The organism is Gloeocapsa sp. PCC 7428, from assembly GCF_000317555.1.
Taxonomy (GTDB): Bacteria; Cyanobacteriota; Cyanobacteriia; order Cyanobacteriales; family Chroococcidiopsidaceae; genus Chroogloeocystis.
The window spans coordinates 3,240,209-3,254,914 of sequence record NC_019745.1; the positions used below are offsets into that span (position 1 = coordinate 3,240,209).

7 protein-coding genes are annotated in these 14,706 nt (G+C 40.6%); all 7 read left to right on the forward strand.

Going from position 1 to position 14,706, the window contains the following annotated elements; all coding sequences use genetic code 11:
• Positions 1 to 319 precede the first annotated feature (319 nt).
• The 7 genes from hpsA (GLO7428_RS14250) to hpsB (GLO7428_RS14275) all read left to right on the forward strand — a co-directional run bounded on the left by hpsA (GLO7428_RS14250) (position 320) and on the right by hpsB (GLO7428_RS14275) (position 14,683).
• Positions 320 to 5,677, forward strand: coding sequence for a hormogonium polysaccharide biosynthesis protein HpsA (gene hpsA, locus GLO7428_RS14250; protein ID WP_015189263.1), 5,358 nt, complete (start codon positions 320 to 322; stop codon positions 5,675 to 5,677).
• Between the two features lie 37 nt (positions 5,678 to 5,714).
• Complete coding sequence (gene hpsB / locus GLO7428_RS14255; RefSeq protein WP_015189264.1) at positions 5,715 to 6,332, forward strand: hormogonium polysaccharide secretion pseudopilin HpsB; 618 nt, start codon at positions 5,715 to 5,717, stop codon at positions 6,330 to 6,332.
• 21 nt (positions 6,333 to 6,353) lie between these two features.
• On the forward strand, positions 6,354 to 7,319 hold the full coding sequence (hpsC, locus tag GLO7428_RS14260; protein WP_015189265.1) for a hormogonium polysaccharide secretion pseudopilin HpsC: 966 nt from the start codon (positions 6,354 to 6,356) through the stop codon (positions 7,317 to 7,319).
• Positions 7,320 to 7,333: 14 nt separating this feature from the next.
• The gene (locus tag GLO7428_RS14265) at positions 7,334 to 7,882 is read left to right on the forward strand and encodes a type II secretion system protein (RefSeq protein WP_015189266.1); all 549 of its coding nucleotides are present in this window, start codon (positions 7,334 to 7,336) and stop codon (positions 7,880 to 7,882) included.
• A gap of 101 nt (positions 7,883 to 7,983) precedes the next feature.
• The gene (locus GLO7428_RS27905; RefSeq protein ID WP_015189267.1) at positions 7,984 to 8,130 is read left to right on the forward strand and encodes a hypothetical protein; all 147 of its coding nucleotides are present in this window, start codon (positions 7,984 to 7,986) and stop codon (positions 8,128 to 8,130) included.
• A 659-nt stretch (positions 8,131 to 8,789) separates the two neighbouring features.
• A complete protein-coding gene (hpsA, locus tag GLO7428_RS14270) occupies positions 8,790 to 13,994 on the forward strand; it encodes a hormogonium polysaccharide biosynthesis protein HpsA (RefSeq protein WP_015189268.1) in 5,205 nt (1,734 codons plus the stop codon).
• Positions 13,991 to 14,683 carry a hormogonium polysaccharide secretion pseudopilin HpsB gene (hpsB, locus tag GLO7428_RS14275; RefSeq protein WP_015189269.1) on the forward strand — a complete coding sequence of 231 codons (693 nt, stop codon included), beginning with the start codon at positions 13,991 to 13,993 and terminating at the stop codon, positions 14,681 to 14,683. Before hpsA (GLO7428_RS14270) ends, hpsB (GLO7428_RS14275) begins: the two co-directional genes overlap by 4 nt.
• Positions 14,684 to 14,706: the final 23 nt, after the last annotated feature.

Here is a 14,706-nt window from a genome sequence, read left to right on the forward strand (position 1 = left end):
TATATTAATGAAGCAGTAATCTTACTCCTCTAAAAATTCACAGAAATAGTAGTATGTATGAATATTAAAGTGCAATCACCCAGTCAAAAAACTAATAATCAATAATCTCGAAGTATTATCAAATCATACTGTAAATACTATCTTTTCATCGAATATTTATCCAATTTATCTAAGCTGTAATAAAATAAATTATTGTTTTTACGTGAATCTACTTATTTATAAATAAGTAAGGAAGATCACTGATGTTGCGGCTAGAAACGTAATGTTATTACGGAAATATTGAATTTATTATATTTGCTTTAAATTGCCTGTAACTATTATGGTTAAGCGCAAATCTACTAAAATGCTTAATCGCGTTTTGCGGAAAGTTGTCAGTTTTATACTTTTGACAAAACGAAAGCTGTATTGGTTGTTGCGTCGTTCTTTAAGCCGTCGCCGACGACATTTGCAGAGTGGATTTGTGTTACCAACAGTGTTGATGGTGTCAATGGTAGTTGTGTTGCTGACTACAGCAATGGTTTTTCGATCCTTTGATCGCTCCAAAAATGCTACGTATGTGAGGGTAAATCAAGCTGTACTTAATGCTGCTACTCCTGCACTTGACCGCGCTAGAGCAAAACTCGATGCTTTATTTGCAGATCCTACACTACCAAGAGCAACGCCTTCTGATATTGCTTTGTACACTGCTCTTAGTAATAGTAGGTATACCTTTGGAGATGAAGAGCGTTTGAAGCTCGTTACAGATATTAATGGAGTTGCAGGTATTCAAAAATATCCTGATGTTACTCTAGAAAATGATGATACGCTAAAAACTGCATGGCGATTTCCTGTTGATACAGATAACAACGGCAAATTTGATAGCTATACCCTATACGGTATTTACTTCCGTAGTCCCACGCGTGGTAGTGATGGGAAATTTAATAGAGCTAGAAACCCGCTAGAGGCAAGAACTCCACCAATGAGAGGTGGTAACATCGGCAATCAATGTGCTAATGCCGCAGGTACGAGTGCTAGTTTAGTAGGTGATTCTAGTTGGTATAAATCTGGTGGTAAGCTGAGTAAAAGCTTCTTTGTTTATACCGCCACTGTTCCAATCACCAATCCTCCTCCTGATGATCTTGATAGTAACAAGTACTATGAACTAGGTAAGCAAAGCTTTTCTGCTTTAGAGTATCAGCAGGATCGAAGTCTTATCCCTCTAAGTAATAATGCAGCTGTATTTCAGGATGATCTTGAATTAACTCCTGGCTCGGCTTTCCGAATGAATGGTAGAATTTTTACAAATGCTAACTTGCTCATTGGTGGACGCAGTAATACTGTAGTTAGACTTTATCAAGTTAGTAGTAAGAATTCATGCTTTTATGAAGAAGAAAATAGTAAAATTACTGTCGGTGGGAATGTAGGAACTGGAAACGTTGCTGATACTTCAAACCAAAATCAGGTAACGGTTGATCTCTTCAAGGGCTTTGGGAACGATCCTGGTACTGCCACAATAAGCAGCAACAATAAATCTACAAACTCCAATGGTGGAGCACAAGTAGCATACAACGATGCTGCTTATAATCGGCGGATTGCTGTAATGAAACGAACAGCGCTCTTTTTACACGGAAACTATAGCTCTACCACGAATAAGATTGAGCCACCACCAACAATCAGCAGCGTTGATGCAGTATCGCGGTATCCTCAAGCAGTGAAAGATGGCTTCAAAGCAAAAATTCAAGCACCTGGAGGTAGCAGCTTAAATACACAAGATGTTTTAGCACAAGAACTCGAAATTTATCTAAAGAACCGTACTCGGCGTGTTCCTTACGCTGAAGTTGCAGCACCTGATGGTACAGGTGCATTAGGTACATATGATAGTGATGGAGATGGAATCGATACATCCATCTTTGCATCAGGTACGATTGATCCGCCTGATGCTTGGAGTGCAGTCACAAATACCAGTCCTCTGACTCTTACTACTAATAGATTAGAACAAACTCAACCAGAGCAGCAAAAAAAAGATGCCAAAGAAACATATGTAGGCGATCGCATCCTTGTAGGCAATAACCTTCCTGCTTTCTGGAAAAAAGATGGCAAGTATGTTACTGGACGTAATGAAAAGCAGTTTCTAGGTAACAATATTCATTGGACGAGTCCGAGTAATGAACCACGTTATCGCACTACTCAGGTAGTACCTTTACCTGATATAGGAATATCTGACAGAAACGGTTTTTGGGAAGATGCTGCTGCTCAAGAACCACAAGGTAGTGCTAATACAGGTGGACTAAGGGTAATCACTGGAGCAGGAATTTATCGCAATGACTCATCTTCTTACACAGTTTTATCCACTTCTTCTTTCTTATCCAAGCCTACTACTCTAGAGTCCGGTGGAGCTATTCCTAATGCCCCACGTTTAGCAGGTGAGTCTACCGCAACTCCTTACAACCTAGTTTGGTCTGATTTAATGCCAATGACTGGTGGTGCTAATGTTTCTGCGCCAGCAGACTTACGCATGAGAGCTACAACCGTTTATCACTATAAAGACAATGCGGGAACTAGTCAGACTCCGATCGCGTGTGTAAGTAGTTACTACGATCCAACAAACGCAACCACAGCGAAAAATAGAGTTAATGTTGATGGTGGATATGGCATCGACACGACTGATGGGAAGTCAAATAATGGAGTAGTTTATCCTCCTCCTTACACTACTAATTCTGCTAGGTTTGCGGCGATCGCAACTTATTTGCCAGAATTAAAGGCTCAAGCAAAACTGATGTTTCCTAACGGACGCATTGTTAACGAACCATTGCAGCAAGCTTTACAAAAACTCAATACAAGCGGACAACTGGCAGATACGACTAAACCGCTAAGCTTATCTGAGAATTCCGCAATTGATGCAGCAATTTGTGCGCTCAGAATTTTAACTGATAGCACATTCACGCCTAGTAGTAGCCCTGTACTTCCTCACGGTGCAATTAAGGAAGCAACTTTCCTCGATGCTAGACAAGTTAGAGCAATTGATAAAACTCCAGCTAACTACGACTTAGAACTAGAGCAACGCCAACCGTTGGAAATTCGAGTAACTGATCTCGATATTCGTCAATTAGCTACAACCTCAATTGGTTCCTCAACCAAGCAGGAGTATATGCTACCTAATAGTGGCATTATCTATGCGAGTCGCGATGATGCTTTAGCTGATTTAAGTGACACAAGTGTTGAGCGAGAGTTACTTAGCCCTACTGATTTTAGACTTGATGCTACTCGTCGCCCAAATGGTATTCGATTAATCAACGGCAGTAATTTAGCAAGAGAAAATGATTATAGAGAAGAAGAAAAGGGCTTAATTCTAGTCACTAATTTACCTGCATACGTTCGAGGTGATTTTAATCTACATCAGGAAGCAGGAGGTAGTACGCCTACTGAAGAGTTTACAACGACTTTAGCTCCTGATTGGGATAATTTCTATAATCGTGATAAACCTTTTAATAATAACTTTGCTTGTCGTCAAGGACAAACTGGTTGTGGTAGTAATGGCGATCAATGGCGTCCTGCAACAATAATTTCTGATGCAATTACTCTACTTTCTAATAGTTTTATAGATGGTTTCCGTAACCAAGGAGACTATGATCTAAACAATAATGCTGGTATCTCTTCTATTCGATCGCGTCTCCGAAATGGCTTCTGGAATAATAACTTTGTTACCAGTGCTTTTTGGTGGCGTGCAAATGCCAGTAACACTACTGGCTATCCTTATCCGTACCAGAAACCTCCTGCTAATAGTCATGTAGGTTCTTATCTCACTAATGGAGTAACACCCATCCAACGGCGAGTAGATTTTCCTGAATATTTGATGGAATACTGTCCAAAAATACCTGTTTCTCTATGCCAACCTTCAGATTGGGTAATTAACCCTAGTGGTACAAGAGCAACTAACGCTATTGGTCAAACCTTTGATATTGCTACTCATCAAGCAGGCACAACGGCACAAGCGGCATCTTCTACACTACAGCGTTATGCTCGCCGTGTTGCTTTTAAACGTAAGCCTAATGGCACGCTTGAACTTAAGGAATGGAACGACAAGGCTACACCGATACCATTGGGGATCGATTCGACTGGTAAGATTGATGAATTTCCTTATGACACGTACAGCACTAAGTCTCCAAGGATAGCAAAGAATGCTCTTTGGTTTAGAACAACAAATAATACAAGCGGTGAACCATATAACAATCCTAGCTATAGAACTGATAAGCCACTCGCATACTTAGGCAGTACTCAGTTAGTCTCACCTCCTACTCCTGAGATTCCAGGGATTCCTAGCCTAAACTTACCAGAAGGAAATCCAGCCTCTGACTATATGATATGTACAAATCAAAACACTAGGGGTTCTACTAAGAAGTTTTTTATTGATGAACCTAGCGACCTTGACTTAAATAGATGTCCAAGTGACACGATGGCTCAAATAACAGCAGTGCGAAACGCCTTGATAAATACAACTACTTTTAATCCAGATTCTTCCACGACTGATAACATTGTTAGACCTACACGAACTGGAACAACCGGAGCATTTCCTGCTGCTGCTGGAACAACAACTACCTTTACAAGTAATCCGGCTGCACCATCTCAAGAAGTTGTTAATGTTATTGACATAGGAGGAGACTTTAATACAAGTACTGCCTGTACAACCATTAGGCTTGTGGGTAATGAAAATTCAATCTTTGTATTGAGAAAACCCTCAAATAGTCAACTGAGCTTTGGTGGTAGAAGTAGTGACTGTGGCATTCAGGTTCAATTAGAAGGAGTTGAGCCAAATAATGTGATTTGGGCAATCAATGCTAACGTTCATTGGAACGCAGTAGATTCTACTAAACCTCATAAAATGGTTGGTACTTTCATTACTGATTCTACTGGTAGTCCTAAATGGGAAACTGTCAACTTTGAGGATGGTGGTCGGATATTAGGACCTAATGTTGTTCCATCAAGTTCAAACTTCACTAATAGCAAAATTTATGCGATCGCTTCTAATGGACAACCATATCTAGTTCCCATATTACAAATTCATAGCCCCGAAGGAACCCCTTCCAATAGTAGCGATTCTCTGCCAGATAACAATCACCTAGAACGCGAATGGCTATCAAGAGTAGCCGCAGATGTAACAATGAATGCTGTTTTTGTGTCAGGTAACAGTCCAAGTCGCCCAGCAGAAGAATCAGCAGGTTTGCATAACTTTGTGCGTTTTATCGAAACATGGCAGAACCCTTCTCAAAGAACACTCAATATCAAAGGTAGCTTTATTCAATTTAAGCGAAGTGCCTATGCTACAGCACCGTTTGCTACTGTATTAGTCGGTAAGTCTACCGCTAATGATGGTTCTCTTAGTATTTTTGGCTATAGCCCTACACGCTACAAAGTTCAAAACGGTACACCTACCGGAACTTTACCTTACTACAAAGCACCTACTCGGCAATGGGGTTTCGATGTAGCAATCTTATCTCAGTCACCCGATCTTTTTGCTCAGAAATTTACTCAGCAACCTACAAATCCTCCTGATGAGTTTTTTAGACAAGTAGATCGCAATGATTCCTGGGTTGAAACTTTGTTGTGCGCAGCGAAAGGTTCAGGGACAAGCTACACCGATGCACTTGATAGAAGCGATCGCCCCACAAGTTGTCCATCTCTTAGTTTGTATAACGACTAATAAAACGATAGTTAGAGCTTAAATTAGGTGGACAACAATGATTAAACGCATCAAGCAATATTCGGCTCAAAATAGCCAATCAGGTTTTACTATTGTTGAGTCATTAATGGCTGTGATTGTAGTTGGTATCTTAATGAGTGCGATCACTCCTGCAATTGCGCTTTCAGTTGCAACTAGAGTACAAGCAAGGCGAGTAGAATTAGCAACTCAAGCTGCTAGAACTTACATTGATGGTATCAGAAGTGGAACAATTGCTCCTCCTAATACAACCATTGTACGTAGTACAACCCAATACTTTTTAAATAGTGTAGATCCGCCAACAGCCTCAGCAGCAGGTTTAACAAGTTTACATTGTGTAAGCCTCGACGATACTCCAGGTTGTAGTAGCGCAAGTTCTAAAGATTTAGTTATTCAAGCTGTTCGCAGTGTGACTTCAACATCTACTGATGCTGATAAAGGTTATCGCCTGGGGTTAAGAGTATACAGGGCTGATGCTTTTAGTGATAGCAATGCTTTGCAGAAAGGAACAAAACAAGCAACTTTTACTGGTGGTTTGGGCGATCGCAAAAAACCTCTAGTGGAAATGACAACAGAAATCACTACTACTAGAACGACTTTTCAAGATTTCTGTAATCGCCTTGGTGGGTGTCAGTAATGCAAACAGGGAAGCCATAACATGAGAAAATCACTGAAATTCTTATTACAGCAATCTCATCAAAGCAGAAAAACAAGCGGCTTTACCCTGACTGAATTACTCGTAGGTATGCTAATGGCATCATTAGTTATAACGCCTTTGTTCTCGTTTGCCCTTAATATTATGGAGAACGATCGCAAAGAACAAGCAAAAGCAACTACCGAGCAAGAAATTGAGTCAGCCTTAGACTACATAGCACAGGACTTAGAGCAAGCAATCTATATATACGATGCAGATGGATTAGATAATAATAGCTCTACCAGTTCTTCTTCTGGTATTAAAAATCAAATTCCACCTGTATCTACTACTCGCGGTTGTGGAAGTACAACACCAACTTGTGTACCAGTTCTTGTGTTTTGGAAACGCGATCATCGACCAGGTGTTCTTCCTGTATCTGGTAGTTCTGTAAGGGATGATACGTTTGTATATTCTTTAGTTGCTTACTACTTAATCAAAGATAACAGCAGTATTTGGTCGAACGCTGCCCGTATTGGTAGATTTGAAATTCGAGATGGTGTGAGAAATCCAACTTCACCTACAAATAGTGATGGTACACCCAACTTTATTACAAACGAATCTACTAGCTCAGGTTTTCAGCTATTTGACTTGAGTGTAACTGGTAGCAGCCTGAAAGAAAAGATGAATCGTTGGACAAAAGCCAGTAGTAGCTATACGACCAATGTTCTTACTTTAATTGATTATGTAGATCAGAGTAACTTAACGCCACAGGCTTGCCCTACAGGTATGCAAAGAGTTCCGTCTACAGCAACTGTACCAGGCGGATTTTATGCTTGTGTTGACTCAGCCACAACTTCTGCACAAATTTATATTCGAGGAAATGCCCTAGCACGTATAGGAAACAATAGTACATTTAGTACAAATCAATCTGCTTATTTCCCAAGTGCAACAATTCAAGTGAAAGGGCGCGGTTTTCTTGGAGTTGAATAAATTTAATTTTATTGATGATGTTAAAGCGACAGCTAGATAAATTGAATCAAGGATTCACCCTAATAGAAATGCTAGTGGTGATATTTGTAATTGGAATAATCGCAGCGATCGCTATTCCAAGTTGGCTTAGTTTTCTCGATACTCGTCGTCTCAATATTGCCCAAGATCAACTTTACCAAGCTATGCGTGACGCTCAAAGAAACGCCAAAAGAGATAAATCAAATTGGCAAGCTAGCTTTAGGCAAGATAATGGAGTCGTTCAATGGGCTGTTCATCAAGCAAGCAACACGCCCACTACAACAGATTGGCAGAGCTTAGATCAAAGTATTCGCATAGTTGCAACGCGGCTCAACTCGACAGATCCTAATGACACTACATTATTCTTTGACACCACAAATAATCTTTGGAGAATTGTATTTAATCACAAAGCCAACCCGAATGGTCAAATAGGAAAAATTACACTATCTACTCGCAATAATAATCAAATAAAACGTTGTGTGATAGTCTCTACTCTAATAGGAGGTATGAGAAATGCTAAAGATAGTCAATGTTCATCTAGTTAAGTTATTTCCCTACATCATTATTGTGATTTTATAAAGATATAGAGTAAAGCTAGTGTAGCGATCGCAAATATGCATTTTGAACTCAAATTCTTAGAAAGGAAATGACGGAACATCAACGTTTATCTAGCAAAATTACCCCAATTGTACAAGCTGCGGCTCAAGCAATCGAACGACATCGTAGGTTAGGACAAGCGATCGCCATTTGGCACGCTAGTAAAGATATTATTAATGCGATCGCAAATTCCTGAACTTTGTGCAGAACAACAGAAAATCAGCGCCCTAGATTGATGCAGAGTGTTGCGTTCACTGCATTACATCTATAGTAATTGAAGAGATACTTAGGACATGATAGAAGCTCAGAATCAATAGCTCTTCTAGATTTTAACCCTGACCTCTGACCTCTGCTTCCTGACCCCTATTATAAGATCTACAGTGTATAAACTTATAATAGTTGTATACAAAAATTACTTACGCAAACGATTACACAGCACTCTAAAGTGAACAGTTGACAGTAAAGAGAGTGTGGGAAGACTTTGCCAACTATCAACTATCAACTATTTAGATTAAAACAATGTAATGGCGTTGGGTATCCTCTGTCTATCTCTGTGGTTCGTTCAAATTCTCAAGCAAAAATAGTTTCCTACATTGCGTATATCTACATATCAACTTTGCAATCAAAATTACATTGTAATAGTGAGGCTGCTTGGGTAAAAATACTCTGTAAAGATTTTGTATAAATGCGATCGCGCTCACGGTCGTTCCTTGTTAAACGCTACAATAACTGTGATTTTCTCAAGCACCAATTTATACTGTTCGATGTAAAGCTCAGCACACCAAATCACCTTTACAACAAACCTGATTTTAAATTCAGCGGTAGAATATTTCAGATTGTGGCAAGGAAGCAGTTATGTCAACTGGTAAGTACGGCAATGCCATTCTAAGTCAATTAAAGCATGGGCAACCGCAAAGACAATGGCTGCTACGGAGTCTGATTGTGATGCGGCAGAATTCTTCGACATCAGGATTCGTTTTGCCAACTGTGGCGATGGTATCGTTGGTAATTGTGCTGCTGACAACTGCGATTTTGGTGCGATCCTTCGATCGATCGCGGACTGCAAGTAATCTTAGAGTAAGTGAAGCTGCATTGAATGCTGCGACTCCTGCACTCGATCGCGCTAGAGCAAAAATTGATGCTTTGTTGCTCGATCAAACTTTACCACAAGTTACGCCTACTGATGCCGAACTCGAAAACGCCCTGAACCGCAACAGTTACACTCTCGGTGACGAAACTCGGTTGAAGCTTGCGCAGGATAATAGTTCTCGCAACAATAATCCCAATAATACCTTAACAACCGCTTGGAAATTTCCGGTTGATACCGACAGTAACGGTAAATTTGATAGCTATACGCTATATGGCATTTATTTTCGTAGTAATACCACAGAAGCAGCGCGAAATCCTTTGCAAGCACGAACGCCACCGATGCAAAGTGAAGCACTCGGAAGAGAATGTGAAAATGTCTTTAGTAATAGCGATCGCGCGCTAGGTGACTCTGGATGGTATCAATCTGGCGGAAAACTCAGTAAGAGTTTCTTTGTTTACACTGCAACTGTTCCGATTGCGAATCCCCCAAATGATAATAATTACGAAGCTTATCGCGGAAATCGCAGCTTTTATGCATTAGAATTTCAGCAAGATCGCAGTCGCACACCGTTGAGAAATCATGCGGCGCTGTTTCAAAACGACTTAGAAATTACTCCTGATTCGACATTTCGGTTGAATGGCAGAATTGCGACAAATGGTAATTTATTAGTTGGTAGTCAAAATAACGCAACGACACAGTTTTATCAAGTTAGTAGTCCATACTCTTGCTTTTACAACGAAGAAAACGGCAAAATAACCGTTGGGGGAAATGTTGGGTTAGGTAACGCAGCAGATACAGGCGATCGCACAGCCGTAAATATCGACTTATTCAATGGATTCGGCAATAATCCGATAAAAGCCGCACTCGATCGCAACATTAAATCGACAACAACGACAGGTGGGGCGCAAGTTAGTTATAACGATGCAGCTTACAATCATCGCCTTGCTTTAATGAAGCAAACAGCGTTGTCTTACCACCCAAATTTTGAACGCCGCAACACGATTGATGAAATTCCCCCAACAGTAGAAAGTGTTGCAGCTGTTAGACAATATCCGCCAGAAGTTAAAGCAGGATTTGCAGCCGCGACCGCAGATACAAACAATCAGCGTGGGAGTAGTTTAAATGCGTGGGATATTTTAGGCGAACAAATCGAAACGTATTTGAGAAATCTAACGCGGCGCGTACCTTATGCGGAAGTGGCAACAAGCGATCGCCGTGCTGCTTTAGAACGATATGATTTTGATGGAAACAGTATAGATACGAGTGTCTTCACTCCTGATACGATTGAACCACCGCTAGCGTGGCGCGAACCAACACCAGTAAATACCCAATTAACGCTGAATCAATATAACTTACCGCAGACACAACCAGAAAAACAGCAGCAAGAAGGAAAAGAAAGTTTCGTAGGCGATCGCATTGCTGTTGGTAATAACCTTCCCATGTTTTGGAAAAAGGCAGGGAACTTCTTTTTAGGCTTTAATGAAAAGCAATTATTTGATAACGGTGTCAACTGGAATAACCCGAATACGCAACCGCGTTACCGCACAACTCAAACCTTACCGCTTCCCGATCGAAGAATCATTGAACGGAATGGATTTTGGGAAAATACAGCTGCACAGCAACTTTCTACAACCTTAACAGGTGCAGGTGGTTTACGGATTATCACAGGTGCAGGAATTTACGATCGCGCCGCTTCTTTTCTACCAGAACCCAAGCTAGAAGAAGGTGTAAGTGAACCACCGCTATTTAGAACGCGTTCGTTTAACGCTAATCGTAACATTGTTGTGTGGTCTGATGCGCTACCAATGACGGGGAATGCGGAAGAAAGTAAAAAAGGCGATCTTCAGATGCGCGCTACCGCAGTTTATCATTACATAGATTCAAGTTACACCGGCACAGACTATATCGAAAGAACGCCGACAGCGTGTATTAGTAGCTACTACGATCCTACAACGGCAATTACTGCCAGAAATCAAGAAGATTTACCCGATGTCAGTGGTGTTATCGATGGCACGCAGCCTGCAAATGGCAGATCGAATAATGGTGTTGTTTATCCGTCTCCCTATAATGATATCGGCGGTCGAGAAGCGGCGGTTAATCAATTTCGCGAACAACTTAATTTTCAAGCAAGCCTCATTTTTCCGAATGGGCGTGTTGTTAATCAACCATTACGCGATGCTTTAGCGAAAATCGATGACAATCGAACGCGATCGCTAGCGGATAATTCAGCAATAGATACGGCAATTTGTGCAATTAGAATATTAGATGATAGTCTTTCTCCTGTTAGCAATCCGATCGTGCCGCATGGCGCAATCAAAGAAGCTACTTTTCTAGATGCTAGAGAAATCAAAGCTATTGATAAAGATAAATCGCCAAGTAACTACGACTTAGAACTAGAAAAGCGCCAACCGCTAGAAATTCGCGTCACCGATATTGATTTGAGTTTACTTGCAGAAACAGAAATTGGTAACGAAAGAAACCCGCAAGAATATCTATTACCTAATAGTGGGATTATCTATGCAAGTCGCGATGATGCATTAGCAGATAGAAGCGATCAAAGCACCGAAACGAAATTACTTAGTCCTAATGATTTTATCCTCGATTCGACGCGTCGTCCAAATGGAATTCGGTTAATTAATGGTAGCGATTTATCGCGAGACGAGAATTACCGAGAAGCAGAAAAAGGCTTAACTTTTGTTACTAATTTACCTCTGTATATCCGAGGTGACTTTAATTTACATCAACAGCCACTCACGCGAACTCCAACTGAGGAATTTTTAGAACGATTGACATCAAATTGGACTAATTTTTACACTCGCAATACAAATTTTGATAGAAACTTTGCGTGTAGAAAAGGACAGCCAGGCTGTGGTAATAATGGCGATCAATGGCGTCCTGCAACCGTTGTTTCTGATGCAGTTACAGTATTATCTAATAGTTTTATTGATGGTTTTCGTAGTGGTGGAGACTACGATTTGAATAATCACATTGGCAATTCGGTTACTACGCAACGTAAGAGAAATGGATTTGTTGATAATAGCTTTGCTACCAGTGTTAATAGACAAACTGATACTAGAAGAAATTCTTATTTAAATAATGGTGTCACTCCAGTACAGCGGCGTACTAATTTTCCTGAGTATGTTATGGAAATTTGCCGTAAAATTCCGGTATCAGAGTGCAAGCCTAACGATTGGGTAGTCGGATATGAAGGTAACAAAGATGTCAAAGCTGCAAGTTTACCTGAAAACGCAAAAGCTGATAGATTAATGGCAGGAACAACTGCTAGACCTGCACTCAGTCCAGAAGATCGACGTTATGCGCGGCGAATTGCATTTCAACGTAATGAATTGGGGACGCTAGAATTATCAGATTTTCAAAATACCTCTACTCCCATACCTCTAGGAATTAATTCAGCCGACGAAGTAGATTTCTTTCCTTATAATACTTATAACAGTAAGCGTCCAAAGTCAGCAGATAATGCTTTATGGTTTAGAACAACAAGCGATCCTGCACAACCTGATAGTGCGCCTAGTTATCGAAGTGAACAACCTTTAGCGTATACACCAAATACTCAACTTATCTCACCTTCAACGCCTGACATTGGTACGATTAGTTTGAATTTACCAGAAAATAAGCCTCTTTCTAGCTATACAATTTGTACAGCGTCAGGTAAATACTCCAAGCAATATGAATTTGAAAGTGGAGAACAACTACAAACACTTCCAAGTGAATGTGGAATAGATGTCCGAAACCAAATTCAAACTGTTTACGAAGATTTAAGAAATCTCAATCCAGATACTGATACAACTGATGACATTGTTCCAGCAGCGCAACAAGGGGATTTTGAAGAAGCAAGAGAAACTGTTATAACTGCTAACGATAGTAACCCTATCAATATCGTTGATATAAGGGTTGAGAGAATACCTACTAATAATACTAATCCAACAATAATTAGATTTGTAGGTAATGAAAATTCAATATTTGTTATTAGAAACACGACAGGTCAATTGCAGTTTGGTACAGGAGGTAAAGACCATCATGGAGTTAATATTGAATTAGTTGGAGTGAGTCCTAATAATATTTTTTGGGTAATTAATGGAAATCTCACTACAAATCAAGTTGCTGATGATAAGCGTCATTCTTTAGCAGGAACTTTTTTGAATAATGGTGTTGGTATTCCTGTATTAAAAAATGTAGAAATTAATGGTCGTTTACTCGGATTTCAAGATTTACCTCAGAAAGGAGAAAACTTTACCGAAGGAAGTAAAATTACTGCGATTACCTCAGATGAACAACCTCTATTGATTCCTGTTCTACAAATTCATAGCCCTAACGGTTCTCCTGGGGGAAATAATCTGGATCGCGGTAGCGCAGATTTGCAAGATGCATGGTTGCAAACTCCAGAAAATGATACGACTGTCAATGCTGTTTTTGTCTCAGGAAATAGCCCCAGTCGTCCAGGAGAAGAACCCGCAGGTTTACAAAACTTTGTCCGATTACTCGAAAATTGGCGAAATAGAACATTAAATATTAAAGGTAGTTTTATTCAACTAGATCGCAGTACTTATGCGACTGCACCATTTGCACCAATCTTAGGTAGTAAATCTAGTGCAAACGACGGTAGTTTGAGCGTTTTTGACTACGGTTTTACACAGTATAGAACTAATAACGGTCAATTTGTTGGTACACTACCCTACTTCGCGACACCAAACCGACAATGGAGTTTCGATGTTGCACTTTTATCGCAGTCACCAGATTTGTTCGCGCAAAAGTTTACGCAACCGTTGGGAAATGCGACTAACGAATTTGTTCGCGAAGTCAATCGCGACGATCCTTGGATTGAAACGTTGCTATGTGCGGCAGAAGGTTCTGGCAATAATTATACCTATGCGGTTGATGAAAGCGATCGCCCCCAAAGTTGTCCCGCGTTAAATGCTTACCAAGACACCCAAACTAACGTCACGCCATGATTTCTCGTTCACAAGATGGATTCACCATTGTTGATGCTTTAGTCGCGATTGTCGTTGTTGGCATTTTGATGAGTGCGATCGCACCTGTCATGGTACTTTCTGTCGGCAACCGCGTACAAGCCCGCCGAGTCGAACTCGCAACCCAAGCCGCAAAAACTTATCTTGATGGTATCCGCAACGGCACAATTCCACCACCAAATCATACCGTATTAATTAATGAAGTCGATACTAGCGTGACTCGCCAATTCAACGCGCAGCGCGTTACTTTCACAAATGCTGCGGTTCCACCTGCAAGTGGTTTAACAAATTGTACCCCCACAACACCCGATTACCCGTACTGTCAAAATTCTCCAAATCTAAGTTTGTACTGCATTGACTTTGATGCAGAAGCAGGTTGTCGCAGTAACAGCGTACGCGATCTTGTTGTTCAAGCATTTCGCAGTGTTACGCCTACGTCTACCGATGCCACAAAAGGTTATTTATTAGGTGTGCGAGTTTATCGCGCTGATGCTTTTAGCGATAGTTTACCCCTCGTTAAAAGTGATGTTGATACCAGACGAACGCAAGCCACTTTTACAGGCGGATTAGGCGATCGCAAAGCCCCATTAATCGAAATTACTACCGAAATGAGTACGACAGAAACCCGATTGCAAGATTTGTGCGATCGCCTCGGTGGTTGTCAACTGTAGTAGTAATACGAATGGCAACAAGA